The 23,152-nt window shown below is 63.9% G+C and carries 26 protein-coding genes and 1 pseudogene; 16 read left to right on the forward strand and 11 right to left on the reverse strand.

The annotated features are described in order from the left end of the window. Nucleotides 1–392: 392 nt before the first annotated feature. The 4 genes and pseudogenes from rsfS to EKH80_RS16040 all read left to right on the forward strand — a co-directional run bounded on the left by rsfS (nucleotide 393) and on the right by EKH80_RS16040 (nucleotide 2,591). Entirely contained in the window at nucleotides 393–782 is a 390-nt protein-coding gene (gene rsfS, locus EKH80_RS16025) for a ribosome silencing factor (RefSeq protein WP_126685792.1), read from the forward strand. A gap of 11 nt (nucleotides 783–793) precedes the next feature. After that, nucleotides 794–1,263, forward strand: a pseudogene (gene rlmH, locus EKH80_RS16030) (23S rRNA (pseudouridine(1915)-N(3))-methyltransferase RlmH). A 47-nt stretch (nucleotides 1,264–1,310) separates the two neighbouring features. Then, nucleotides 1,311–1,760 carry a GNAT family N-acetyltransferase gene (locus tag EKH80_RS16035; RefSeq protein ID WP_126685793.1) on the forward strand — a complete coding sequence of 150 codons (450 nt, stop codon included), beginning with the start codon at nucleotides 1,311–1,313 and terminating at the stop codon, nucleotides 1,758–1,760. Between the two features lie 255 nt (nucleotides 1,761–2,015). After that, nucleotides 2,016–2,591: a Maf family protein gene (locus tag EKH80_RS16040; protein ID WP_126685794.1), complete on the forward strand. Its 576-nt coding sequence runs from the start codon at nucleotides 2,016–2,018 to the stop codon at nucleotides 2,589–2,591. Between the two features lie 176 nt (nucleotides 2,592–2,767). On the opposite strand, the gene EKH80_RS16045 is transcribed toward EKH80_RS16040, so the two are convergent. Both EKH80_RS16045 and EKH80_RS16050 read right to left on the reverse strand, forming a co-directional pair. Next, the gene (locus EKH80_RS16045) at nucleotides 2,768–3,574 is read right to left on the reverse strand and encodes a CPBP family intramembrane glutamic endopeptidase (RefSeq protein ID WP_126685795.1); all 807 of its coding nucleotides are present in this window, start codon (nucleotides 3,572–3,574) and stop codon (nucleotides 2,768–2,770) included. A gap of 11 nt (nucleotides 3,575–3,585) precedes the next feature. Continuing rightward, nucleotides 3,586–3,978: an MAPEG family protein gene (locus tag EKH80_RS16050; RefSeq protein ID WP_126685796.1), complete on the reverse strand. Its 393-nt coding sequence runs from the start codon at nucleotides 3,976–3,978 to the stop codon at nucleotides 3,586–3,588. An 86-nt stretch (nucleotides 3,979–4,064) separates the two neighbouring features. Here EKH80_RS16050 and ypfJ point away from each other — a divergent pair, with 86 nt between their 5' ends. Further along, nucleotides 4,065–4,919, forward strand: a complete 855-nt coding sequence (gene ypfJ, locus EKH80_RS16055) for a KPN_02809 family neutral zinc metallopeptidase (protein ID WP_126685797.1) — start codon at nucleotides 4,065–4,067, stop codon at nucleotides 4,917–4,919. Nucleotides 4,920–4,927: 8 nt separating this feature from the next. Beyond that, complete coding sequence (locus EKH80_RS16060) at nucleotides 4,928–5,302, forward strand: YkgJ family cysteine cluster protein (RefSeq protein WP_126685798.1); 375 nt, start codon at nucleotides 4,928–4,930, stop codon at nucleotides 5,300–5,302. 91 nt (nucleotides 5,303–5,393) lie between these two features. On the opposite strand, the gene EKH80_RS16065 is transcribed toward EKH80_RS16060, so the two are convergent. After that, nucleotides 5,394–6,167 carry an anti-sigma factor family protein gene (locus EKH80_RS16065; protein WP_126685799.1) on the reverse strand — a complete coding sequence of 258 codons (774 nt, stop codon included), beginning with the start codon at nucleotides 6,165–6,167 and terminating at the stop codon, nucleotides 5,394–5,396. Further along, nucleotides 6,154–6,825, reverse strand: coding sequence for a sigma-70 family RNA polymerase sigma factor (locus EKH80_RS16070; RefSeq protein ID WP_230473748.1), 672 nt, complete (start codon nucleotides 6,823–6,825; stop codon nucleotides 6,154–6,156). The genes EKH80_RS16065 and EKH80_RS16070 overlap by 14 nt, the downstream gene beginning before the upstream one ends. A 17-nt stretch (nucleotides 6,826–6,842) precedes the next feature. On the opposite strand from EKH80_RS16070, the gene EKH80_RS16075 reads away from it, so the two are divergent. Next, nucleotides 6,843–7,775 carry a metallophosphoesterase family protein gene (locus tag EKH80_RS16075; protein WP_126685801.1) on the forward strand — a complete coding sequence of 311 codons (933 nt, stop codon included), beginning with the start codon at nucleotides 6,843–6,845 and terminating at the stop codon, nucleotides 7,773–7,775. Continuing rightward, the gene (locus EKH80_RS16080) at nucleotides 7,772–8,113 is read left to right on the forward strand and encodes a cupredoxin domain-containing protein (protein ID WP_126685802.1); all 342 of its coding nucleotides are present in this window, start codon (nucleotides 7,772–7,774) and stop codon (nucleotides 8,111–8,113) included. Before EKH80_RS16075 ends, EKH80_RS16080 begins: the two co-directional genes overlap by 4 nt. On the opposite strand, the gene EKH80_RS16085 is transcribed toward EKH80_RS16080, so the two are convergent. After that, nucleotides 8,100–8,909, reverse strand: a complete 810-nt coding sequence (locus tag EKH80_RS16085) for a DODA-type extradiol aromatic ring-opening family dioxygenase (RefSeq protein ID WP_126685803.1) — start codon at nucleotides 8,907–8,909, stop codon at nucleotides 8,100–8,102. The two genes, EKH80_RS16080 and EKH80_RS16085, sit on opposite strands and share 14 nt — an antisense overlap. 171 nt (nucleotides 8,910–9,080) lie before the next feature. Beyond that, entirely contained in the window at nucleotides 9,081–10,928 is a 1,848-nt protein-coding gene (locus EKH80_RS16090) for a DEAD/DEAH box helicase (RefSeq protein ID WP_126685804.1), read from the reverse strand. Between the two features lie 191 nt (nucleotides 10,929–11,119). On the opposite strand from EKH80_RS16090, the gene EKH80_RS16095 reads away from it, so the two are divergent. Next, nucleotides 11,120–11,869, forward strand: coding sequence for an SDR family NAD(P)-dependent oxidoreductase (locus EKH80_RS16095; RefSeq protein WP_126685805.1), 750 nt, complete (start codon nucleotides 11,120–11,122; stop codon nucleotides 11,867–11,869). 5 nt (nucleotides 11,870–11,874) lie between these two features. Beyond that, nucleotides 11,875–12,429 (forward strand): GNAT family N-acetyltransferase, encoded by a 555-nt coding sequence (locus EKH80_RS16100; protein ID WP_126685806.1) that lies wholly within the window; start codon nucleotides 11,875–11,877, stop codon nucleotides 12,427–12,429. 51 nt (nucleotides 12,430–12,480) lie between these two features. On the opposite strand, the gene EKH80_RS16105 is transcribed toward EKH80_RS16100, so the two are convergent. Beyond that, entirely contained in the window at nucleotides 12,481–13,803 is a 1,323-nt protein-coding gene (locus EKH80_RS16105) for a DEAD/DEAH box helicase (RefSeq protein WP_126685807.1), read from the reverse strand. Nucleotides 13,804–13,981: 178 nt separating this feature from the next. Between EKH80_RS16105 and EKH80_RS16110 the strand changes: the two genes are divergently transcribed. Then, complete coding sequence (locus tag EKH80_RS16110; RefSeq protein WP_126685808.1) at nucleotides 13,982–15,202, forward strand: MFS transporter; 1,221 nt, start codon at nucleotides 13,982–13,984, stop codon at nucleotides 15,200–15,202. 36 nt (nucleotides 15,203–15,238) lie between these two features. Continuing rightward, nucleotides 15,239–15,724 (forward strand): FKBP-type peptidyl-prolyl cis-trans isomerase, encoded by a 486-nt coding sequence (locus EKH80_RS16115; RefSeq protein ID WP_126685809.1) that lies wholly within the window; start codon nucleotides 15,239–15,241, stop codon nucleotides 15,722–15,724. Nucleotides 15,725–15,864: 140 nt separating this feature from the next. On the opposite strand, the gene EKH80_RS16120 is transcribed toward EKH80_RS16115, so the two are convergent. The 4 genes from EKH80_RS16120 to EKH80_RS16135 form a co-directional block, all read right to left on the reverse strand. Next, nucleotides 15,865–16,296, reverse strand: coding sequence for an organic hydroperoxide resistance protein (locus EKH80_RS16120; RefSeq protein ID WP_126685810.1), 432 nt, complete (start codon nucleotides 16,294–16,296; stop codon nucleotides 15,865–15,867). A gap of 5 nt (nucleotides 16,297–16,301) precedes the next feature. Next, nucleotides 16,302–16,760 (reverse strand): MarR family winged helix-turn-helix transcriptional regulator, encoded by a 459-nt coding sequence (locus tag EKH80_RS16125; RefSeq protein ID WP_126685811.1) that lies wholly within the window; start codon nucleotides 16,758–16,760, stop codon nucleotides 16,302–16,304. Nucleotides 16,761–16,876: 116 nt separating this feature from the next. Beyond that, nucleotides 16,877–17,446, reverse strand: coding sequence for a C40 family peptidase (locus tag EKH80_RS16130; protein ID WP_126685812.1), 570 nt, complete (start codon nucleotides 17,444–17,446; stop codon nucleotides 16,877–16,879). A gap of 112 nt (nucleotides 17,447–17,558) precedes the next feature. Then, nucleotides 17,559–18,905: a hypothetical protein gene (locus tag EKH80_RS16135; RefSeq protein ID WP_126685813.1), complete on the reverse strand. Its 1,347-nt coding sequence runs from the start codon at nucleotides 18,903–18,905 to the stop codon at nucleotides 17,559–17,561. Nucleotides 18,906–19,164: 259 nt separating this feature from the next. On the opposite strand from EKH80_RS16135, the gene EKH80_RS16140 reads away from it, so the two are divergent. The 4 genes from EKH80_RS16140 (at nucleotide 19,165) to EKH80_RS16155 (ending at nucleotide 23,125) form a co-directional block, all read left to right on the forward strand. Further along, nucleotides 19,165–20,424 (forward strand): NAD(P)/FAD-dependent oxidoreductase, encoded by a 1,260-nt coding sequence (locus tag EKH80_RS16140; protein WP_126685814.1) that lies wholly within the window; start codon nucleotides 19,165–19,167, stop codon nucleotides 20,422–20,424. 133 nt (nucleotides 20,425–20,557) lie between these two features. Beyond that, the gene (gorA, locus tag EKH80_RS16145) at nucleotides 20,558–21,904 is read left to right on the forward strand and encodes a glutathione-disulfide reductase (protein WP_126685815.1); all 1,347 of its coding nucleotides are present in this window, start codon (nucleotides 20,558–20,560) and stop codon (nucleotides 21,902–21,904) included. A gap of 24 nt (nucleotides 21,905–21,928) precedes the next feature. Continuing rightward, nucleotides 21,929–22,714 carry an N-formylglutamate deformylase gene (gene hutG, locus EKH80_RS16150; RefSeq protein WP_126685816.1) on the forward strand — a complete coding sequence of 262 codons (786 nt, stop codon included), beginning with the start codon at nucleotides 21,929–21,931 and terminating at the stop codon, nucleotides 22,712–22,714. 177 nt (nucleotides 22,715–22,891) lie between these two features. Continuing rightward, nucleotides 22,892–23,125: a hypothetical protein gene (locus EKH80_RS16155; protein ID WP_126685817.1), complete on the forward strand. Its 234-nt coding sequence runs from the start codon at nucleotides 22,892–22,894 to the stop codon at nucleotides 23,123–23,125. Nucleotides 23,126–23,152: the final 27 nt, after the last annotated feature.

The raw sequence follows: 23,152 nt of genomic DNA on the forward strand, positions 1-23,152 counted from the left end.
TCATCGGCATGGCGGCACCTCCGCTTGAGGGATGCCGCCATGCTCGCCCTACCTCTGCTCACCTACTGAGACTCGACGCTAATCAAGTACGTGTAGTAGGGGAGGGCTGGGGTGGGGTGAAGCAACCTCGCGGAGAGCTCAAGCACGGCGGCAAGCTCGTACAACCCCACCCCGACCCTCCCCTGCAAGCAGTGGAGGGAGCCGTATGCCACATAGCTGAGACTCGACGCTCATCAGGTGCCGGGCAGGGGCGGATCACGGCATGGCCATCCCCCTTCCCTGGGCACCGGACCTGAAAGGTTCCTGGACCGCTTGACGAGCCCTGGCGCCAAGGCGGATATACTGCACTCGCGCGATCCCGCGCTGCCGATACGCTTAAGAGGCCCCAACTCTTGACCACTATTCTTCATACCAAGGCCGTTCACACGGCTGCCCTGCGCAAGACCGTCATTGCCGCCCTTGAGGACCTCAAGGCCAAGGACATCCGGGAAATCGATGTACGCGGCAAGACCTCCATCGCCGACCTGCTCGTGATTGCTTCCGGCACCTCGGCACGCCACGTCAAATCCATCGCCGACGAAGTGGTCAAGTTCGCCAAAAAGGCGGGCGTGATGCCGCTGGGTGTCGAAGGCGAACAGGAAGCGGAGTGGGTGCTGGTGGATCTGGGCGACGTCATCGTGCACGTAATGCTGCCGCGCATCCGTGAGTTCTACGGCCTGGAGCGCCTTTGGACTGTGGGTGACCGCGATGCTGAGGGCGAAGCTGCCCTAGCTACGGGTTAAGAAAATCCGGCATGCGCGCCCGCCTGATCGCCATCGGCGAACGCATGCCGCATGGGTTGCAGAGGGGTTTGCCGAATACCGCAAACGGCTGTCCCACGATTTGCCCCTCGAATTGATCGAACTCAAACCCGGTGCACGCGGCAAAGGCCGTGACGATGCGCGCGCGGTGCAAGATGAAGGCGCCGCCATCCTCGCCGCGCTGCCGCGCGATATCCAGCTGGTTGCGCTGGATGGCCGCGGCAAGACCTGGTCCAGCGAGGAACTGGCCGAGCAGCTGGCGAAGTGGCGCATGGCGGGGCGTGACCTGGCCTTTCTGATCGGCGGCCCCGATGGGCATGCGCCGGAAGTGTTGGCCCGCGCCGATCAAAAGTGGTCATTGGGACCGCTCACCCTCCCGCATATGCTGGTGCGGCTGGTGCTGGTGGAGCAGCTTTACCGCGCTACCACCTTGCTGGCCGGGCATCCGTACCATCGCGCGTGAATGCGTTGGCGCGTGCTCGCGTCACAAGCATTGTCATAGGAGTAGTCATGCGCTTTCAGGTTCGGCAGGCGAGCGTCCTTGATCTGGACACGCTGGTGCCCTTGTTCGACGGTTATCGGCAGTTTTATCGGCAAGCGTCCGATCCGGCGCGCGCGCGCGCCTTTCTCGCGGAGCGTTTTGCCCATCTTGAATCGGTGATCGTGCTGGCGAGCGACGAGCAGGGCGCAGGCCTCGGCTTCGTGCAGCTGTATCCGTTGTTTTCATCGGTGCGCACGATGCGTGTCTATCTGTTGAACGATCTGTTCGTGGCGCCGGCTGCGCGCAGGCTTGGCGTGGCGAGCGCCTTGCTTAGCGCTGCGGCCGAGCATGCGCGGGCGCTCGGTGCGGCGAGCTTGTGGCTGCAGACAGCAATGGACAACGCACCTGCGCAGGCGCTCTATGAATCGCTCGGGTGGCAGCGCGAGCATGAATTTTGCGATTACGGCCTGGCGCTTTAGCATTTTTCAGATTCCTCCGCGGCGCATCCGGGCAGCCAGCTCGCAGCCTGTCGGCTCGTGCTGATTGCCATGGCTGTGCAGGAGCCCACCCTGGAGTATCGGGAAGCAAAGACGGGCAAGCGTTTCACCCGGGAACAATGCGAGGATTTCGGGCAAAACCACCTTGGCGCGAGCGTCATCTTCTGGAACACTTCGTTGCCTTGGCTGTTGCAGTAAGGTGCGCTTTGGACCCCCTTGCAAGGACTCGGCTCACGCATGCTCTATCTTGCCTCCCGATCCCCGCGCCGGCGTGAATTGCTCGGCCAACTTGGCGTGAGTTTCTCCATCCTCGACGTGGACGTGGTGGAAGTGCCGATGCCGGATGAAACTCCGGTGGATTACGTGCGTCGCGTGGCCCGCGACAAGGCGAAGGCGGGGTGGGAGTCGCAGGAGCACGCAGTGCAGGCCCAAGCAGTGGTGCTCGCCTCGGATACCGAAGTCGTGCTGGATGGCCGCATCTTCGGCAAGCCCAAAGACGCCGACGATGGCGTGCAGATGCTGCAAGCCCTTTCCGGCCGCACGCATGAAGTGATCTCCGCAGTATGGCTGGTTTCAGCCAAGCGGGAGCACGGCGATGTCTGCATTTCGCGGGTGCGTTTCGCAGAATTGAGCGAAGCGGAGATCGCCGCCTACGTGGCGACCGGCGAACCGTTCGGCAAAGCCGGTGCGTACGCCATCCAGGGCAAGGGGGCTACGCTGGTCGAGTACCTGGAAGGGAGCTATTCCGGCGTGATGGGCTTGCCGGTGTTCGAGACGGCGAAGTTGTTGCGCGAGTTCGGATTGCCGGTTTGACGCGGTTACGCTTGCGCGAACAACGCGAACAACGCGACCAGGGCGTAGGCTGGGATGGCAATCCCAGCACCGGGATGCGGCGTGGAAGCTGGGATTGTCATCCCAGCCTACGCTCCGCCAGACGCACATGCAGGACGTAATGCCGGGTGCGTGGAATAATCAGAGCATCCTTCTGGTTACGCTTGCGCGAACAACGCCACCAGCGCAAACATGTTGTACAGACCGTGCGCCAGAATCGCCGGCCATAACGATCCCGATTTCAATCGCAGCCAGCACAAGACCGCCGCCAGCAGCATCAGGTTCGGTAGCGCATACCACTGAAAATCCAGCCCGGCCAGATGCACGACGCCGAACAGCGCTGCGCATAGCGCGATCGACGGTCCGGTAGCCATCCGGCGCAACAAGGCCGAAAGCAACACGCCGCGAAACATCAGCTCTTCGACCATCGGCCCCACGCTCACGGCCACGATCGCCAGCGGTAGTCGCAGCTTGCCCGACGCATGCCGGCTGAGCTCCTGAACGTTCTGCGTGACTTCGTGCCCTTGTGCCAGCAACTGCGTGATCAACGCGCCCAACAGCGGCATCACTACACCGACCAGCAGGGCCGCGAAGTACCAGCGCGGGCTTCCCGGTGCACTGAAGCCGAAGCCGGGTGGTTCCGCCTGCAGCCACAACGCTGGCCAGCTGCGACGAACCAGCCAGAACAGGAGCAGTGCGATCAATGGCAGCGCGATCACCATCAACATGGCGTTGCTGTCGGGCTGTTGCAGCACTGTCATTACGTGCTTGTGAACGTCGGCAAACGACAGTTGTGGGTGCTGCATTTTCTCCCGCACGCCGGCGGCGAAACCCATCAACACGGCAGCACATACTTGCAACAGGAAGTACAGCAGCACCAGGCCGAGGGCGTGCAGCACGCCTGGAGCTTTGGGCAGGGGCGGTGATGCCGCCAGTTGGTCCGGCTTGAACATCGAGGCCGTCATCCCGTCTCGCGTCAAGCCGTCAGCAGCGCGCGGCCTAGACCGATCACGCCCATCACCAGCAAGGCGGCCCAGCCGAGCATGCTCACCATGTAGCCGGGACCGCGTTTGCTCGCGTTGCCCAGATAGGCCAGGGCGTACCACACGCGCCCCGCGATCCACACCAGCCCGGCAATGCCCGCCCACAGCACGTAGCCGTAATGCACGGCCAGCCACAGCGTGGGCAGGAACATGACGGTGCTTTCCAGGGTGTTCATCTGCACGCGATAGGCACGCTCGAAGGCGGGGTGCCCCGTCGTTGCCGGCGCTTCAACGCGGTATTTGCCCCGTGCCCAGCCGGCCGCATACATCGTGCCGAATTGCAAAAGTATCGTTAGCAGAGTGACCAGGGCGGGCAGGTTTTGCATCATGGCTCGTGCAGGTGGAAAAGAGGGTGCCACTGTAGCGGTTTGATGCCAAGCTTGGGGGGTGGCTTTAGTTGGGGAGCGGGTTTATGGATTGGCGCAAAGGCGAAGAAAGTCAGAACGTCGAGGTCGACCAGGGTGGTGGCGGCCGCGGCTTCGGCGGCGGGCGGATGAGCCTCGGCGGCCTGCTGATCCTGGCCCTGCTGGGTTGGGTCTTCTTCAAGAATCCGCTGGCCCTGCTGCAGCAGGGCGGTGGGCAGCCTGGCGCTTACGCACCGACCAGTCAACCGGTGCAGGTCGATCCACAGCAGAAGGAATTCGTCAGCCGTGTGCTGGGCTCCACGGAAAGGACCTGGACCGACATTTTTGCCGGCATGGGGCGCAGCTACGTCGATCCCAAACTGCATCTGTTCAGTGGCGGCGTGAACACCGCTTGCGGCGCAGCCTCCACCGCAGTCGGCCCCTTCTATTGTCCGGGCGATGAAAAGGTTTACCTGGATCTGAATTTCTTCCGCGAGTTGCAAACGCGCTTCCACAGCAGCGGCGATTTCGCCCGCGCCTACGTGATTGCGCACGAGGTGGGGCATCACGTACAGAATCAGCTCGGGATCTTTGCCAAGAGCAGCCAGTTGCAACGGCAGGGTATGCCCATGGAGGGCGCGGACGGCCTGTCCGTACGCCAGGAGCTGCAGGCGGACTGCTTTGCAGGCGTATGGGCCAATCGCACGCAGCAACGGTTGCAATGGCTACATCCGGGCGACGTGGAATCTGCCCTCAACGCCGCCAGCCAGATCGGTGACGACACTTTGCAACGCGAGGCGCGCGGCACCGTAGTGCCTGATTCATTCACGCACGGCACTTCGGCACAGCGCGTGAAGTGGTTCAAGACCGGCCTGGAAAGCGGGGATATCCAGGCCTGCAACACGTTCGCCGGAGCGTTGTGACCGCCACCATGATTCACCCATGCCTCCGTTGTGGCGCATGTTGCGCCTGTTTCCGAGTCGCCTTCCATTGGATGGAAGCCGATTCCTCCTTGGGCGGCGAGGTGCCGCCTGAGCTTACCGAACAGCTTGATCCGCATCGGCTGGTGATGCGCGGCACGCAGGCTTACCAGCCGCGCTGCGTTGCGCTGGAAGGCACCATCGGGGTGGCCGCACGTTGCGGCATCCACCCGCGGCGTCCGTCGGTTTGCCGGGATGTGCCGCCGTCGTGGGAATTCGGCGAGCCCAGCCCGCAATGCGATAAAGGCCGCATCACGCACGGTTTGTCGCCGCTGACGCCGGAAGACTGGATCCGCTTCAGGGAAGCTAACGCCCCAAAGGTGTAGGCTGGGATGACAATCGTAGGCTGGGTTGCGAAACCCAGCATTGCCATGCGCGCAGCCGCGCGATGCTGGGATTGTCATCCCAGCCTACGCACTAACGCACCGAAGGTGTAGCGGCATCGTTCCGGAACGCCAGCACGAATTGCCGAAGCTCGTTTTCGCCGACGTCGGAGACCGCTACGTAGCGCATGTTGCCGGCGGTCCACTGGATCGCCGTATAGCCGTTCCACTGCGTTGCTTCCTGCCCGGTATCGGTGGCTACGATCGGCCACTGGTAAAGGTTGATGACATGCAGGCGCCGCTTGTAGATGAGCGCCGCAACGCTGCGCCCACCGAGTGCGTCCAGCCGGCCCCCCACCAGCGGAAAGCCCTCGCTCGTCAGGTCTTTCACGCGCGGCGAAAAATCGAGCTTGCCGGCGAACCATGGCTTGACCGTGTGTTGGTCGGTCGACACCACATCCATCAGGTGCAGCGGCTGCATCGAGCGGATATGGCTGGAGACGGCCTCCGCCGCCCATGCGTCTGCAGCGCCGGCCCGATGCGTAACGTAGAGCCATAGCGGCGTGGTGATGATCAGGGCGGCTGCAAAGCCTGCGGCCATGGCAAGCGGTGCGCGGCGTATCCCGGCTCGAGGCGCAGCAGCCGGTGCCGCCGCTTCATCGCGGGACCAGCGCTTTCGTAAGGCATCGGGTGCGCGGCGATACAGGGATGCACCTGCGATGCCTTCACGAAGCCGCGTGTAGTCGGCATAGTTCGCGGCGCATTCCGGGCAATTTTGCAGGTGCCGGGTGATCGCCACGCTTTGCGCGGCATCCAGTTCGTTGTCGAGACAGGCGTGCAGAAGCAGCCTGGCGTCATCGCACATCATGACGGCATGCCTCCGTGGAGCAATGGGATAGTTCGGTTTTCAGGCGTTCGCGCGCGCGGGCCAGGCGCGACATCACCGTGCCGATTTTTTGTCCGGTGATTGCCGCGATCTCCTTGTAGGAACATTCTTCCAGCTCGCGCAGCACGATCGCTTCGCGCAAAGGATGCGGAAGATTTTCCAGTGCCGTCTGCAATGCCTCGATGTCGACGGATATCAAGGCGCGCGCTTCAGGGGAGGGTTGTTCGTCGACAAGAACGTGAGTCTCTTCATCAATCGTTTCATGCGCAGCATCGCTGGCCGTTTTTGCCCGCAGCGAATAAAAGGTGTTGCGCACGATGGCGAGCAGCCACACGCGGGCATCGCCGCCATGGAAGCTATGAAAGTAGCGGAACGCTCGCAGCATCGATTCCTGCACCACATCCTGCGCATCCGCATCGTCATGCGCCAGCCAGCGGGCCAGGTTGTAGGCGGCGTCCAGATAGGGCACCACGCAGGCCTCGAAGCTGGCGTCGCCATGGGCGGATGTGAGGTGGCGGACGTTGGAGGGCATAAAACCTCTTACCGCGATGAGGACGACTTTATTCCGTCGCCGCAAAACACGGAATAGCCCTGCCGGCCAAACGGTAGATGAGGATGAAGGCCGCGCTGGGCGGCCCATGACGAACGGAGCTGGCTATGGACAACGACGACAGCCGCAGCGATGGCCGGCGGCAATTTCTCAAATGCATGGCCTGGGCCGGGGCCGGTACTCTTTGGCTGATGAAGGGCGGGGTGCTGCATGCGCAGCCGCTGAACGAATCGGCGACCACCACGGACGCCAGCTTCAGTTTCGTGCAAATCAGCGATTCGCATATCGGCTTTCACAAAGCCCCCAATCCGGATGTGGCCGGCACCTTGCGCCGTTCACTGGCGATGATCAACGCGCAAAAAACGCGGCCTGCCTTTCTCTTGCATACGGGTGATCTTACCCACCTGTCCAAACCCGAGGAATTCGACACGCTCTCAGGACTGATGCAGGAGGCCAGGGTCGGCCGCCGCTTCTACGTGCCTGGCGAGCACGATGTGATCGGCGACAACGGTGCTGAATTCTTTCGCCGCTTTGGCGAGAAACAGCACGCCGGCGGCTGGTACAGCTTTGACCACAACGGTGCGCATTTCGTGGGCCTGATCAACGTGCTCAACCTAAAGGCAGGAGGCTTGGGGTCGCTCAGCGCGGACCAGTTGGCCTGGTTGAAGAATGATCTGGCGGGCCTTTCGGCCGAAACGCCGGTGGTGGTGTTTGCCCATATGCCGCTATGGCCGCTGTATCCGCCATGGGGCTGGGGCACCGACGACAGTGGCGAGGCGTTGAGCTATCTGCGGCGCTTTGGTTCGGTCACCGTGCTCAACGGACATATCCACCAGATCCAACAGAAGGTGGAGGGCAACATCACGTTCTACACGGCGCGTTCCACTGCCTATCCGCAACCTGCGCCAGGCGATGGGCCGGGGCCTGGGCCGCTGCAAAGCGTGAAGCCCGAAGCCCTGCATCGCTACCTGGGCATTCGCGATGTGCGGCATGTGCGAGCCGGCGGTGCGCTGGCTGTAACCGATGAGGTGCTGACATGAAGCGCGTGATTTTGTTGGCCTGCGTGATCGCGCTAGGCGGCATGGCCGTTGCGTGTGCGGCGGCGGACACGGCATCGGCCGGGACCAAGCCTTATCAGGTAGCGATCCAGAACTTCGCCTTCGCTCCGAAGACCCTGGTCGTGCCGGCCGGTACTCGCGTGGTGTGGACCAACCGCGACGACGAGGCGCACGTAATCACCAGTGCAGGCGCGTTGTTTGCCTCATCGAAGGCGCTGGATGCCGACGACACCTATGCCGTGACCTTTTCCAAGCCGGGCACGTACGCCTACTACTGTTCGATCCATCCGATGATGGTGGGGACGATCATCGTGCAGTGAGCGCGGCCGGTGCGCTATCGAAGCGATAACTGTCCATGGCCAGGAAACCCAGGTCGATGCCCGCATCGATCCGCCTGCCGCCGAAATGCTCGCCGGCGGCACCGAGCGCTACGTACAACGGCAGCAGATGCTCGTCGCTGGGATGGGCGCGTTCGGCGCCGGGTGCCTGGCGCCGATAGTCGAGCAGGGCCTCGACGTCACCGGCCTGGATCTTCTGCTCGATCCAGCCGGTGAACGGGCGCACATAGGGCGCTTCGTTCGTTTCGCTGTAGCCGGCGCGGAAGTCATGCAGGTTGTGGGTGATGCTGCCGGAGCCGATCACCAGCACTCCTTGTTCGCGCAGCGGTGCCAGGGCACGACCGACGGCGTAATGGTGCGCTGGCCCGAGATGCGGTTGGATGGATAACGGCACAACCGGGATATCGGCCTGCGGATAGAGCAGGCGTAGCGGTACCCAGGCACCGTGGTCCAGCCCTTGCCTGGGATCAAGCAAGGGTGTCAGCCCTGCCTGATCGAGCAACGCCGTGACCTGCGCGGCGACATCCGGCGCCCCTGGCGCAGGGTAGCGGATCTCGAACAGTGCACGCGGGAAGCCGTAGAAGTCGTGAATGGTTTCCGGCTGCGCTGCGCCGCCTACGCTGGGCTGTTGCGTCAGCCAATGCGCGGTGGCGATCACGATGGCGCGGGGGCGAGGCAGCTCGGCGGCGATCTCCGCAAGGCGTCTGCCGACTTGGCCCGGCTTGAGGGCGGTCATCGGCGAGCCGTGGGAAATGTAAAGGCTGGGCAGTGCGTTCATGGCCATACAAGTATGGCCGGACGAACGGGTTTTGCAGGAGCAACTATGGGAACGGACTGTTGCGTTGGCGGAACGATGCGGCCGCGTAGGCTGGGATGAAATCCCAGCATCGGGAGTGACGAGAAAGCTGGGATTGTCATCCCAGCCTACGTGACGTCGGACAGAATTGCGTTACTTGCGGCGCACCGGCTTGTCGCCGCCGCGCCCATGCTTGGGCTTGCCGGCATGGCCGCGCCCATGGGTCGGCTTGAACCCAGGCTTGCGCGGCGCGCGCGCGCCGCCTTCTTCCTCTTTTCCGTCCCATTCGGCGATGCGCAACTGCTGCTGATTCACCCACACCTTTTGCAGGTGCTGGAAAACTTCGGCCGGCATGCCGTCGGGCAGGTCGATCAGGCTGTAGTCGCCGCGGATGCTCAGGCGGCCGATGTATTGGCTTTCCAGTCCGGCTTCGTTGGCGATGGCGCCGATGATGTTGCCGGGCTTCACGCCATGCTCGTGCCCCACTTCGATGCGGTAGGTGCGCTTGCCGGTTTCGGTGGCGTGTGCGCGCTGCTGACGCGGCGCGAAGTCGCGCGGGCTGTCTTCACGGTGGCGCGTTTCACGCTGAGGGCGGCGCGCGTCGCCTTCGTGCGGGCGGGCGGGCCGTGCTTCGCGTTCCGGCGCGCGCTCGCGCTTGGGCGGCGCCTCCAGCAGCAACGGGCGATCGCCTTGCGCAATGCGGGCCAGCGCGGCGGCGATTTCCATCGCGGGGATGTCGTGTTCCTGCTCGTACTGCTCGATCAGCTGCTGGAACTGTTCCAGGCCGCCGATCGCCAGCGTGTCGGTGATGCTCTGCTTGAAACGTGCGATGCGGCGATCGTTCACCGCTTCCACCGTGGGCAGCTTCATTTCCTCGATCGGCTGGCGCGTGGCGCGTTCGATCGCACGCAGCATGCCTTTTTCGCGCGGCGTCACGAACAGGATCGCCTCGCCGCTGCGTCCCGCGCGGCCGGTGCGGCCGATGCGGTGTACATAGCTTTCGGTGTCGTAGGGGATGTCGTAGTTCAGCACGTGGCTGATGCGTTCCACGTCCAAGCCGCGCGCGGCGACGTCGGTGGCGACCAGGATGTCGAGCTTGCCGTCCTTGAGCTGCTGGATGACGCGCTCGCGCTGCGGCTGCGCGATGTCGCCGTTGATGGCCGCAGCAGCGAGGCCGCGCGCCTGCAGTTTTTCGGCAAGTTCCTCGGTGGCCTGCTTGGTGCGCGAGAAGATGATCATCGCGTCAAACGGTTCGGCTTCCAGGATGCGCGTCATCGCATCCAGCTTGTGCATGCCGCTCACCCACCAGTAGCGCTGGCGGATGTTCGCCGCCGTCGTCGTGGCGGCCTTGATGGTGACTTCCACCGGGTCCTTCAGGTGCTGCTGGGCGATCTTGCGGATCGGCGGCGGCATGGTGGCGGAGAACAGTGCCACCTGGCGTTCCGGCGGGGTGGCCTCGAGCACTTTCTCGACGTCGTCGATGAAACCCATGCGCAGCATTTCATCTGCTTCATCCAGCACGATGAAGCGCAATTCGGAAAGATCCAGCGTGCCGCGTTCCAGATGATCGATCACGCGGCCGGGTGTGCCGACCACGATATGCACGCCGCGGCGTAACGCGTGCAATTGCGGGCCGTAGCTTTGGCCGCCGTAGATCGGCAGCACCTGGAAGCCCGGCATGTGCGCGGCGTAGCGCTGAAAGGCTTCGGCCACCTGGATCGCCAGTTCGCGCGTCGGCGCGAGTACCAGGGCCTGCGGTTTGCCTGGGCGCATTTCGATGCGCGAAAGGATCGGCAACGCGAAGGCCGCCGTCTTGCCGGTGCCGGTCTGAGCCTGGCCCAGCACGTCGCGGCCCTCCAGCAGCGACGGGATCGTCGCGGCCTGGATCGGCGAGGGCGATTCGTAGCCTACGTCGGCCAGCGCGCGCAGCACTTCCGGCGTGAGGGCAAGCGCAGAGAAGCCAGCGGTGGCCGGAGCGGAGTCGGAAGACGGGGACGACATGGGGGAAACCTCGAGGTGGCATGCGCACGGCATGCGGGAGAATGGCCACTATTGTAACAGCCCATGGCGGACATACTCTGGATGAATCAGGTGGGCGCGTAGGCTGGGATGATAATCCCAGCTTTCCACGCGGCATCCCGATGCTGGGATTGCCATCCCAGCCTACGTATTCTTAAACCCCCGGAGCTGTCATGAAGAACAGGCTGAAAGATCGCATTGCGCTCGTCACAGGGGCGTCTTCGGGGATCGGCGAGGCGACCGCGCTGGCCCTGGCGGAGCAGGGGGCGAAGGTAGCCATTGCCGCCCGGCGCAGGGAGCGGCTGGAGCAGCTTGCCGCCAAGCTCAGCGAGCTGGGGGCGGAGCCGCTGCTGCTGGTGGCCGACCTGGCCTCGGAGGCACAGGCGCAGCGCATCGTGGCTCAAACGCAAGAGCATTACGGACGTCTGGACATCCTCGTCAACAATGCCGGCGTGATGTACCTGGAGCCGGTGGCCGAAGCCGACCTGGGCCGCTGGCGCTGGATGCTGGAATTGAATGTCCTCAGCCTGATCGCTTCGACGCAGGCGGCTCTGGCCGGAATGCGTGCGCGACGTGAAGGGCACATCGTCAATATTTCTTCGGTAGCCGGACGCGTGGCCAACCCCAATGCAGCGGCCTATGCCGCCACCAAGTTCGGTGTGGTGGGCTTCTCCGAATCATTGCGACGCGAGGTGTACAAGGACAATATCCGCGTAAGCGTGATCGAGCCAGGCATGGTGGATACCGAATTGCGCGAGCACATAGGGCATGAAGCCAGCCGGCGCGCGGTCAATGCGCGCGCCGGCGAAATGCGCCAGCTGCAAGCCGAGGATATCGCCGACGCCATCCTGTTTTGCGTCACACGCCCGGACTACGTATGCATCAACGAAGTGCTGATGCGTCCGACCGATCAGGAACGTTGAGCGCCGTGACCATCTTGCCGTTGTTGGAAACGCCACGCACACGCATTCGTGTTGCCGAAATCACGGATGCGGGCAAACTGCTGCGGTATCGCGTGGAGAATCGCGCGCATCTTGCGCCCTGGGAACCGTTGCGTGAAACGGAGTACTACACGGTAGAACACTGCATTCGCACGATTGGGGAAAACCGTCAGCATGCCATGCAGGACCGGGGATATCCCTTGATTGTGTTCGACCGGCAGAGCCAAGCGATTCTCGCGACCTTCACCTTCGCCAATATCGTGCGGGGGGCGTTCCAGGCATGTCACCTCGGCTATGGCGTGGCCGAGCACATGCAAGGGCAGGGCTTGATGGGCGAGGTGTTGCCGGTTGGCATCGCCTGGGCGTTCGGCGAGCTGCGCCTGCATCGCGTCATGGCCAACTACCTGCCGCGCAATGAGCGCAGCGCAAAGTTATTGGCCTCGCTCGGGTTTGAGCGTGAGGGGTATGCGAAGCGGTATCTGAAGATCGCCGGGGTGTGGGAGGACCACGTGCTCACGGCGTTGATGAGTCCAGGCGGGTGATGCCGGCGAAATCCGGTTGCCGCTCCCCTTTGGGAGCGGCAACCCAATGCATTACGCCTTCGCTGCCGGCCTGCGCCCACGCGACGGCCGGCGCTGGCGATTGCCCATCGCATGCTCGCCGGCAGCATTGTTCTGCTGCACATGCCCATGCGGCCGATGAGAGTTGCCGCCCTGCCGCTGCGGACGCGGCTGGCGTTGCCCCTGTTTCGGGCGCGGCGCATTGGCATCCAGCCGCAACGGCGAGGACGGCTCGAAACCGGATACTTCGTTGATCGCAACATCCTGCTTCAACAGTTTGCGGATATCGCGCAGCAGGCCGGATTCCTCATGGCATACCAGCGACAGGGCGATGCCGCTGGCGCCGGCACGGCCGGTGCGGCCGATACGGTGCACGTAGTCTTCCGCCACCATCGGCAGGTCGAAGTTGATCACGATCGGCAGCTGGTCGATGTCGATGCCGCGGGCGGCGATATCCGTCGCCACCAGCACGGTGATGCGGCCGCTCTTGAAATCGGCCAGCGCGCGCGTGCGCGCATTCTGGCTCTTGTTGCCGTGAATGGCCGCAGCACGCAGGCCGGATTGCTCCAGGTAGCGCACTAGCTTGTCGGCACCGTGCTTGGTGCGGCTGAATACCAGCGTCTGGCGACGGCTATCCTGGCTGAGTACGTGCAGCAGCAGATCGCGCTTGCGCGTACCGTCGACCGGATGCACCTGGTGGCTCACCGTGTTGGCCACGCTGTTGGCCGGGGTTACGGACACTTCCTGCGGCGACTGCATGAACTGCATCGCCAGCGATTTGATTTCCGGCGCGAAGGTGGCGGAGAACAACAGGGTCTGGCGCCGCTTCGGCAAGGCGCCGATGATGCGCTTGAGCGAGGGCAGAAAGCCCATGTCCAGCATGCGGTCGGCTTCATCCAGCACCAGCACTTCCACCCCTGACAGATCGATCGTGCGCTGCTGCATGTGATCGACCAGCCGGCCCGGCGTGGCGATGACGATGTCGGTGCCGCGGCGCAATGCCTGTATCTGCGGCCCCATGCCGACGCCGCCGAAGACCACCGTGCTGCTGACGCGCAAATGTTTTGCATAAGCACGCAGGTTGTCGTTGATCTGCGCCGCCAGTTCGCGCGTGGGCGTCAGCACGAGTGCGCGTGGACGCTGCTTGCCGGTCGCTTCGGTGGTGGACAAGCGCTGCAGCAAGGGCAGCGAGAAAGCGGCGGTCTTGCCGGTGCCGGTCTGCGCGGCGGCCAGCAAGTCGTGACCTTCCAGCACCACCGGGATGGCGCCGGCCTGGATCGGGGTGGGGGCGGTGTAGCCTTGTTCGGAAAGCGCGCGCAGCAACGCGGGGGCCAGGCCCAGCGATTCGAAAGACATGATTGCTCCTGTTGCAACCCGGAGCTTTCGATCAGAACCGCGTTGCCATGATATTGGGGATAGGGCGGGATGCATCGCCCAGGTTGGGGATGATCCGCCGGCGCATTATACATGAAGGCTGGGGGGGCCGCCGTATCGTGCTAGCCTCGCGCCGCCCTCCACCAGGAAAAGAGCCTCGATGTCTGTCCTGTCCGCCCTGCGTGAATTGAACCGGGAGCAGCGGCATACGGTGCTCGCGAGCTTCCTGGGATGGACGCTGGATGCCTTCGATTATTTTCTCTATACCTTCGTGATCGTCACCATCACGCAAGAATTCCATGCCCGTCGCACCGAAGTGACGCTGGGCGTGTTTCTCACGCTGGCGGCGCGCCCGGTCGGCGCCTTGCTGTTCGGCCGCCTGGCGGATCGTTTCGGCCGCCGGCCGGTGCTGATGATCGACGTGTTGCTGTTTTCGCTGTTCGAACTGGCGACGGCGTTTTCCACCTCGTTGACGATGCTGTTGGCCTTGCGTTTCCTGTTCGGCGTGGCGATGGGCGGCGAGTGGGGCATCGGCGCTTCGCTGGCGATGGAGTCGATTCCGCCCAAGTCGCGTGGCCTGGTTTCCGGACTGCTGCAAAGCGGCTACCCCTGCGGGTTTTTTCTGGGGGCGCTGGCGAATTGGCTGTTGTTCGATCACGTCGGTTGGCGTGGTCTGTTCGTGGTGGGTGCGTTGCCGGCGCTGTTGGTGCTCTACATCCGCCGCAAGGTGCCCGAGTCGCCGGCGTGGGAGGCGAGCCAGGCGGCGCATGGCCAGCGCAGCCTGGGCGAAGCCATGCGCGGCCACTGGAAACTGGCGATTTATTTGATGTGCCTGATGGCGGCCTTCAACATGTTCAGCCATGGCTCGCAGGACATGTATCACACCTTCGAGGAGGTGAACCTGCACCTGCCGACCGGGTCGGGCGCGGCCTTCCTGCTGGTGGCCTTGCTCAATCTGGGCGCCCTGGCCGGTGGCCTTTTCTTCGGCGGCTGGTCGGAAAAAGTGGGGCGCCGCCGCGCCATGATCGTCGCCGCCCTGCTGGCCATTCCAGTGATCCCGCTATGGACCTATGGCGGCTCGCTCCTGCTGCTGGGCCTGGGCGCGTTCCTGATCCAGGTGATGGTGCAGGGCGCCTGGGGCGTGGTGCCGACGCATCTGAACGAGCTGTCGCCGGATGCGGTGCGTGGCACTTTGCCCGGCTTCGCCTACCAGATGGGCAACCTGATCGCCGCCGGCACCGCCACCGCGCAAAGCTGGCTGGCCGAGCAGGGGGCGGGATTGCCGCTGGTGATGTCGTTGTGGATCGCCGCAGTGGCAGTGCTGCTGACCCTACTGGTATGGCTAGGCCCCGAGGCCCGCGGCGTGCGCTTCGGTAGCTGATAGAATCGCCCTCTTTGGTTCCCCAAGAGACAGGCAATGAAGGCTGGCAAGGACAAGGTCATCGCGTTCCACTACACGCTCAGCGTAGACGGCGAGAAGGTGGAAAGCTCGCACGACGGCGGCGAGCCGTTGTGGATACTGCTGGGCCACGGCCAGCTGATTCCCGGCCTGGAAAAGGCGCTGGAGGAACACGGCGCGGGCGACACCCTGCAAGTGGAAATCCCGCCGGCCGAAGGCTATGGCGAGCGCCAGGACGGTCAGATCCAGCGCGTGCCGAAGAAGTATTTCCAGCAGGGCAACCGGCTCAAGCCCGGCATGGTGACCGTGCTGTCGCTCAAGCAGGGCGGCCAGCGCGCGGTGACGGTGCACAAGGTCGGCATGAGCACGGTGGACGTGGACCTCAATCACCCGATGGCCGGCAAGACGCTGAATTTCGACGTCGCGATCCAGGAAGTGCGCGAGGCGACCGAAGAGGAAATCAAGCACGGGCATGCGCATCCGCCGGGTGCTGAAGCGCACTGAAAGCGTAGGCTGGGATGCCAATCGTAGGCTGGGTTGCGAAACCCAGCATTGCCATGTAGGCACCCTGCGCGATGCTGGGATTGCCATCGCAGCCTACGCAACGGCGCCTTTCGGCGCCGTTGTCTTATCAGCTGTTGGGATCAAACCAGGCTGATCTGCACGTCCACGTTGCCGCGCGTGGCATGCGAATACGGGCAGATGTCGCGGTGCGCGACGTCGACCAGTTCCTGCGCCACGGCGCGATCGATGCCCGGCAGGCTCACTTCCAGCTTCACCGCGATGGCAAAGCCGGCGGGGTCGCGCGGACCGATGCCCACGTGGCCGGTCACCGAAGCTTCCTTCAGCGCGACCTTTTTCTCGCGTGCTACGTAACGCACAGCACCTTCAAAGCACGCAGCGTAACCGGCAGCGAACAGCTGCTCCGGATTGCTGCCGTGGCCGCCCGGGCCGCCGAGTTCCTTCGGCACCTTCAAATCGAAATCCAGCACGCCGTCGCTGCTGTGGATATGGCCTTCACGTCCGCCCTTGGCGGTAGCGGTGGCGGTATAGAGGACTTTGGTCGGATTGCTCATGGCTTTTACTCTCTTGGGTCGGTGGGAGAGGCGAGCTGGGTCGCCAGGTTCTTCAATTCATCGCGCAGACGCGTGAAGGCGTCGACGGACATGCAAAGTTTTTCGGCCAGGCAGCGCGGCACCTCGGCCGCGCGTTCACGCAGCTTATGGCCGGCTTCGGTCAGGGTGATTGCCACCTCGCGCTCGTCGCTTTGACGGCGGCGGCGGCCCAGCAGCCCGGCTTGCTCCAGGCGCTTCAGCAAGGGTGTGAGGGTGCCCGAATCCAGCTGCAGCCGCTCGCCCAGTTCGCGCACTGTCACGCCGTCGCGCTCCCATAACACCAGCATCACCAGGTATTGCGGGTAGGTGAGCTCCAATGCCTCCAGCAGGGGGCGATAGGCCGCCGTCATGCGCCGCGAGGCCGCGTACAGCGCGAAGCAGAGCTGTTCGTCGAGTAGCAGGGAGGGGATGAGGGAAGGCTTCATGGCGAAAACAGTAGCATCAAATTTAATTGTGCACAATATAATTTTTGTGAAGAGAGACCAGCCTGGTGTGAGCCAGGGAGGCGCCGGTCATGATGGGGGAGGGGCGACCGGATCGGTCAGTCCAGCAGCCGCTTCCCGTACTCGAAGTGATTGCGCCAGTACGGCCCGTCGATATCATCCAACCGCACCGTGCCGCCACTGTTCGGCGCATGCACGAAGCGTCCTTTGCCCACGTACACGCCTACGTGGCTGATGCCGCTGCCGCCGCCGAAAAACACCAGGTCGCCGCTGACCAGGTCGTCCATGCGCTTGATTTTCAGTCCGTTGATCGAGGCCATGTCGCGCGAGCTGTGCGGCAAGTCGATGTTGGCGGCATTGCGGTAGATGTATTCCACCAGGCCGCTGCAATCGAAGCCACCCGCCGGCGTATTGCCGCCCCAGTGATAGGGCGTGCCGACCAGGGCCATGGCGCGGAACAGCACATCATTGGCGGTCCCGACCGCATTTTCGGGGGCACGCGCCGGTTCGTCGGCCAGGGCGGAATTGGACGCTTTATAGGTGGCTTCATGGCGAGGCGAGCTGGCGCAGGCGGCCAACAAGGACAACAGACCAACGAGCGCGCCGAGGCGTAGCGCTCGAACGCATGATCGGTGTTTGTCCGTGTCCCCTGTGCTGGCCTGATCCATGCGCAAACCTCGCCGGTGTCGATGGGCTGAGGTTATAGCAAATCAATAGGTTGCAGGAAAGTTCTTAGGGATTAGAGGAGCTTGGGTGGCCAGGCTGCGCCGTGGGCGCGCCTCAGTTTGGCGGTACTTCGATTTCCTCTTGCTGCAGGGTCTTGCCGGCGGCATCCCAGCTGTGCAGGCGGTAGTGGCCGGGGTAGAGAAAAAGCTCGTTATGCGAGCGGCTGTGCAGGAAAGTGTAGCGATCCGCCGGCGTAGCGTTGTCGGGTTCGCCGGGGTAGTGGGCGTCGATCACGCAGGGAATCTTCCCCGCGCACAGATCGGCGCTGATCCGGTAAGACATGCGTTTGCCGCCCAGGGTCAGCCACGGCGGCCGTTGATTGGGATCGAGCGGCATGCGGGGCATGAGCACTTCGCGGCGCAATACGTCGCTGTGCATGATGCCGTGCACATCGAGATCGCGCTCCGAGGCCGGCGGCACTACCACGGTGACATCATGCTGCTTCGGATCGGAACTCCAGATCGTGTCGCCGCCATGCTGGCGCAACGCATAAGGCACTGGCGACGAGAACTGGCTGGCAACGGTGTTGTAGAACCCGAAATCAAGACCGCCTACGGCGACATCGCGGAATTGCACCTGGTCCACGCACAACGGATCTTCGCTGCTGAGGCGTTTGAGCTGCATCGCCAAGGGCTGGATCGATCCACCGAGGTTACCTGCCATTTTGTCGATATGGGCATAGCCGGCGTGCACGAACAATTTCGCCTGCGGATCCTTGGCGAACACCTTTTCGTAGAGGATGCGTGCTTGCGCAGTATCGCGATCGGCAACGGACACGTCTTCCGGATCGTAGGCAACGACGGTGTAGCCGAGGCGTATCGCCTGGCGCACGATCTCGCCATACAACGGTTCGAGTATGTATTCGCTCCCGGACGTGTCTGTCACATAGCCGCGATGCATCAGATCGGTGTCCTTGGCGCTCAGCGCCTCCACCGCAAAATACTGGAAGCCGAGCGCGCGCAGGCGCGGAAGCAAGGCCAGCGTCAGCTCGCGAGTGTGGGCATCATGGTGCGCCTCGTTGACCATCACGATACGGCGCTTGGCGGCCATTTCGGCCACCGCTGCGGCGGCGTCCTCCACTTGCCACTGGTTCGCTTGCGGTAGCAACAAGGACTTGGGCGGCGCGATGCGGTTGTCGAACGGGAAGGCCATCATGGCTTCGTTGTACAGGCCCAGCTCGCTGTCGACCGTGGCCAGCAGTTGCAACGCGAGCGACTTGTCGTCGCCGCTCAGCAGGGGCATCACCGAGGTGAGGTATTCATGGCGCGCCAGCCCATTGGGGGCGCTGCCGAATCGGCTCAGCAACTCGCCGGCAGAAGGGGGCGACGGCTGCCCGTGCGCGCTGATCGAGGCCGCCAGCGCGGTCGTACAAAGCAGGCACATCACGTTCATCAGACGCATAGGCGTGGGGACGATGTCGTGGTTGCGGCGTCAGCCTGCACCCTAAGACCCGTACTGCGCAAGTACCCTTTTTCCGGTCATGCCGGGTCCGGCCCGGGGCTAAAGTCGAGCACGCGAAAGCAAGCACCCATGGGCTCGAATCGCAGCGGGCCATGGCCGACCTGTTTTTCAACAGCTTGTTGGCTGCAGCGCATGATTTGGCATAGCCGCGTCCGAAAAAGTCCGTGACGGACTTTTTCAGACCCTCCACAATGGTCCGATGAATACTTCGCGCAGTGACGTATTGATACTTGGAGGCGGGGTGATCGGCCTTGCCTGTGCGCTGCATCTGCTCAAGGGCGGAGCGCGGGTGCGCGTGCTGGAGCAAGGGATGCCAGGTTGCGGCAGTTCGCATGGCAATTGCGGCACGATCACGCCCAGTCATGCGGCCCCGTTGACCATGCCTGGTACGTTAGGCGTAGCTCTGCGCTCGATGTTTCGCGCGGATGCGCCGCTTTATCTCAATCCTCGCCTCGACGGCCCCCGTCTGCGCTGGCTGATGGGTTTCGCGCGGCACTGTACTTGGGGCGATTTCGAGCGCGCCGCCCAAGCGCGCGCGGCCATTTTGCAGCGCTCGTATCGGCTGCTTGCCGAACTGGTCCGCGCAGAGCAGCTGGACTGCGAATTCGTGGAAGAGGGCTTGTTGTACGTCTACCGCAGCACCGCGCAGATGGCGGACGACGAGCACCATCATGCGCAGTTGCTCGATCGCCTGGGCATTCCCGTGCAGCGTTTGAGCGGAAGGGAAACGGAAGCCATCGAGCCGTCGCTCAAGCCGGGCGTGCAGGGCGGGATGTTTCATCCCGGCGATGCACGCCTGCGGCCGGACCGTTATGTCGCCGAACTGGCGCGGTTGGTGCGCGAGCGGGGCGGCATCATCGAAACCGGCGCGAAGATCGAGCACATCGCCACTCAAGGAAAAGGCGTCGTCGGCGTGGCGACGACACTCGGAGATTTTAGCGGCGACCGGGTCGTACTGGCCTTGGGCGCCTGGTCGCCGCTGCTCGGCAAGCAGTTGGGCCTGCACCTGCCGATGCAGCCCGGCAAAGGCTATTCGCTCACCTACACGCGACCGGTACAGGCTCCGCGGCATGCACTGGTGCTGCGCGAAGCCAAGGTATGCGTGACGACCTGGAACAGCGGTTTCCGCCTGGGCAGTACCATGGAGTTTTCCGGTTATGCACAAGGACTCAATCGCACGCGCATCGATGCACTGCGGCGCGGCGCGGCGGAAGGCTTGCGGGAACCGGAAGGCCCGCAACTTGAGGAGGAGTGGTGGGGCTGGCGGCCGATGAGCGTGGACGAAATGCCGATCATCGGTCCGAGCACGCGCTGGTCGAATCTGCATCTGGCCACCGGCCACGGCATGCTGGGAGTCAGTATGTCGACCGCGACCGGGGAGCTGGTCGCTGCGCAAATCCTTGGCACAGCGCCGGCAATCGATCCTGCGCCGTATGCGCCGTCGCGATTCCGTTTGTAGAGCATGGGCATGCTAGCGTGCGGCATTGCTTAGGCTGGGATGACAATCCCCGCTTCTGCACCTCGAATGCTGGGATCGCCATCCCAGCGGTTTCTCTTACGGTAAGTAGTGAATCTCTGACACAGGAGCAAGCATGAGCGAACGCTTCGACCTGATCGTGCTGGGCGCGGGTTCCGGCGGCTTGAGCGCTGCACAGAGTGCGGCCAGGCTTGGCGCACGCGTGGCCTTGTTCGACCCGGACGCGCTGGGAGGCACTTGTGTCAATCGCGGTTGCGTGCCGAAGAAAGCAATGTGGTTCGCCGCGCAGATCGCCGACATGCATCGGCTTGGCGCCGAGATCGGTTTCGAAGCCTCGACGCCAAGGCTGGACTGGGCGCGCTTTCGCGCTCTGCGCGATCAGTACATTGCCGGCATACGCGATCGTTATGCGACGCGTCTGGGCACGGCCGGCATACGCGTGATCGCGCAAGCGGCGCGACTTGTTGCAAGCGACACGGTCCTCACTGACCAGGGTGTTGAGGCCAGCGCGCCGCATATCGTGATCGCAACGGGGGCAAGCCCGCGCCGGCTCGACCTGCCGGGCTTCGAGCTGGGCATGCTGTCCGACCAGGTTTTCATGCTGGACGCGCCGCCGCAACACATCGCCATCGTGGGTGCTGGTTACGTCGCAGTGGAATTCGCTTGCATGATGCGTGGGCTCGGTTGCCGGGTGGATATGCTGGTTCGCGAGCATCTGTTGACCGGCTTCGACCGCGAACTGGTCGAAGCGCTGGCGGTGCAAATGCAGGCGCACGGGATTCGCATCGTGCGCGAAGCGCGGATCGAGAGTGCCCGCGGCGAGCCAGGCAGGATCACGCTGGCGGCGAGCGATGGTATCGAGCACGGCGTTTACGATGCTGTGTTATGGGCCGTGGGACGTGTGCCCAACAGCGGTGGCTTGGGCCTGGAGGCCCTTGGGGTGGAGCGCGACGAAGCCGGCCATGTACTGGTCGACGTAGGCCAGAACACCAGTGTGCCAGGTGTCTACGCGGTGGGAGACGTAACCGATCGCAGGGCGCTCACGCCGGTGGCCGTCGCCGCGGGACGCGCCTTGGCCGAGCGGCTGATCGGCGGCCAGGCCCAAGCGAAATTCGATGACCCGGTCATTCCCAGCGTGGTGTTCTCCGAGCCGCCCATGGGGGCGATTGGCCTTACCGAACAGCAGGCACGCGCCCGCTACGGCGACGCCGTGAACGTGCACACCGGCCGCTACACGCCTTTGCTGTGGAAGGTGGCCGGACGCTCCGGGCAAAGCGTGGTGAAACTGCTGAGCGTGGGCGAGGAGCGCAAGCTGGTCGGCATCCACGTATTGGGGGTGGGCAGCGACGAGCTGCTGCAAGGTTTTGCCGTCGCGATGCACAAAGGCCTGTACTGGCGGGACCTGAAGTCGACCATCGCGATCCACCCCACCGCGGCGGAGGAGTTGCTGTTGCTGCATTGAGCCGTGACGGGCGAAACTGGGCGGATGGATACCTTCACCCTGACCCGCGGCCACGTGCCGCTACTGATCAGCCTGCCGCATGACGGCAGCTGGCTTCCCGAAGAACTGGCCGGGCGGATGCAGCCTGCCGCGCGCCGTGTGCCGGATACCGACTGGCACGTCGCCCGCCTGTACGAGCCCCTGGCGCAGGAACTGGGGGCCAGCCTGATCAAGCCGGTGGCCTCGCGCTATCTGGTCGACCTCAATCGTCCGGCCGATGGCCACGCCCTCTATCCGGGCCGGCGCGAGACGGGGCTGGTGTCCACCATCGGCTTCGATGGCGAGCCGCTGTACCTGAATGGACAGGAGCCGGACGCGGATGACATCCAGCGGCGCATCGAAACCTGGTGGCGCCCCTACCACGACGCGCTGGCCGAGGAGCTGGCACGGTTGCTGGCACAGCATGGCCGCGCCGTCCTGTGGGACGCCCATTCGATCAAGAGCCGGGTGCCCATGCTGTTCGAAGGGCGCCTGCCGGACTTCAACCTGGGTACCGCCGATGGCACCAGCTGCGGCGCGGACCTGCAGTGGAGCCTGACCCGCGTGCTGGAAGCCCAGCGCCGTTATGACTTCGTGGTCAACGGGCGCTTCAAGGGCGGCTACATCACACGCCACTACGGGCAGCCGGCGGAAGGGGTGCAGGCGGTGCAGCTCGAGCTGGCGCAGTGCCAATACATGGACGAGGAGAGCTTCGCCTGGGAACCGGCCAAGGCGGCGGAGGTACAGGCAACCCTTCGCGAGCTTTTGCTTTGCTGCGTCGCCGGAAACTGACAGGCAAGCGGGGCGAATGGGGGTTTTGTTTAAATAGCTAGCGGCGACCTCGAAATTTCCCTACGTCCGTTCAGTTTCGGTATGCCGAGATGGATGCATTGTTAGAGCCGTCACGCCGCCCGCGATAGCCGGGTTCCGGCCGGGTCCGTGGCAACCAAAATCTCGAGGCTCATGATCATGATGCGTAAACTTGCGATTGCTTCCCTGCTCGTGGCAGGTGTCGCTCTTTCCGGTTCGGTGCTGGCTCAGGACACGTCGGCTGCTCCGGCATCCGCGTCGACGTCGGCCACCACTAAGCACGCCGCCCACCACAAGTCCTCGACCGGCCACAAGTCGCACAAGGCGAAGAAGGCCGCCGAGCCGGCCTCCGGCACCGAGGCTCCGGCTGCCAGCGGCACCGCCGGCAAGTAATTCCCCTCATCCGCTGCGGATGCAAAG

The sequence above is a fragment of the Dyella choica genome, assembly GCF_003977665.1.
GTDB lineage: Bacteria > Pseudomonadota > Gammaproteobacteria > Xanthomonadales > Rhodanobacteraceae > Dyella_B > Dyella_B choica.

Coding starts and splice junctions, on each gene's coding strand:
- EKH80_RS16045 (WP_126685795.1), bottom strand. CDS start 3,574: ATGACGGCCTCGATGTTCAAGCCGGACCAACTGGCGGCATCACCGCCC.
- EKH80_RS16095 (WP_126685805.1), top strand. CDS start 11,120: ATGAAGAACAGGCTGAAAGATCGCATTGCGCTCGTCACAGGGGCGTCT.
- EKH80_RS16050 (WP_126685796.1), bottom strand. CDS start 3,978: ATGCAAAACCTGCCCGCCCTGGTCACTCTGCTAACGATACTTTTGCAA.
- EKH80_RS16130 (WP_126685812.1), bottom strand. CDS start 17,446: ATGGATCAGGCCAGCACAGGGGACACGGACAAACACCGATCATGCGTT.
- EKH80_RS16120 (WP_126685810.1), bottom strand. CDS start 16,296: ATGAGCAATCCGACCAAAGTCCTCTATACCGCCACCGCTACCGCCAAG.
- EKH80_RS16075 (WP_126685801.1), top strand. CDS start 6,843: ATGGACAACGACGACAGCCGCAGCGATGGCCGGCGGCAATTTCTCAAA.
- EKH80_RS16135 (WP_126685813.1), bottom strand. CDS start 18,905: ATGCGTCTGATGAACGTGATGTGCCTGCTTTGTACGACCGCGCTGGCG.
- EKH80_RS16140 (WP_126685814.1), top strand. CDS start 19,165: ATGAATACTTCGCGCAGTGACGTATTGATACTTGGAGGCGGGGTGATC.
- EKH80_RS16125 (WP_126685811.1), bottom strand. CDS start 16,760: ATGAAGCCTTCCCTCATCCCCTCCCTGCTACTCGACGAACAGCTCTGC.
- EKH80_RS16070 (WP_230473748.1), bottom strand. CDS start 6,825: ATGGGCCGCCCAGCGCGGCCTTCATCCTCATCTACCGTTTGGCCGGCA.
- EKH80_RS16105 (WP_126685807.1), bottom strand. CDS start 13,803: ATGTCTTTCGAATCGCTGGGCCTGGCCCCCGCGTTGCTGCGCGCGCTT.
- EKH80_RS16110 (WP_126685808.1), top strand. CDS start 13,982: ATGTCTGTCCTGTCCGCCCTGCGTGAATTGAACCGGGAGCAGCGGCAT.
- EKH80_RS16040 (WP_126685794.1), top strand. CDS start 2,016: ATGCTCTATCTTGCCTCCCGATCCCCGCGCCGGCGTGAATTGCTCGGC.
- EKH80_RS16035 (WP_126685793.1), top strand. CDS start 1,311: ATGCGCTTTCAGGTTCGGCAGGCGAGCGTCCTTGATCTGGACACGCTG.
- gorA (WP_126685815.1), top strand. CDS start 20,558: ATGAGCGAACGCTTCGACCTGATCGTGCTGGGCGCGGGTTCCGGCGGC.
- EKH80_RS16060 (WP_126685798.1), top strand. CDS start 4,928: ATGATTCACCCATGCCTCCGTTGTGGCGCATGTTGCGCCTGTTTCCGA.
- EKH80_RS16085 (WP_126685803.1), bottom strand. CDS start 8,909: ATGAACGCACTGCCCAGCCTTTACATTTCCCACGGCTCGCCGATGACC.
- EKH80_RS16115 (WP_126685809.1), top strand. CDS start 15,239: ATGAAGGCTGGCAAGGACAAGGTCATCGCGTTCCACTACACGCTCAGC.
- EKH80_RS16090 (WP_126685804.1), bottom strand. CDS start 10,928: ATGTCGTCCCCGTCTTCCGACTCCGCTCCGGCCACCGCTGGCTTCTCT.
- ypfJ (WP_126685797.1), top strand. CDS start 4,065: ATGGATTGGCGCAAAGGCGAAGAAAGTCAGAACGTCGAGGTCGACCAG.
- EKH80_RS16155 (WP_126685817.1), top strand. CDS start 22,892: ATGATGCGTAAACTTGCGATTGCTTCCCTGCTCGTGGCAGGTGTCGCT.
- EKH80_RS16065 (WP_126685799.1), bottom strand. CDS start 6,167: ATGATGTGCGATGACGCCAGGCTGCTTCTGCACGCCTGTCTCGACAAC.
- hutG (WP_126685816.1), top strand. CDS start 21,929: ATGGATACCTTCACCCTGACCCGCGGCCACGTGCCGCTACTGATCAGC.
- EKH80_RS16080 (WP_126685802.1), top strand. CDS start 7,772: ATGAAGCGCGTGATTTTGTTGGCCTGCGTGATCGCGCTAGGCGGCATG.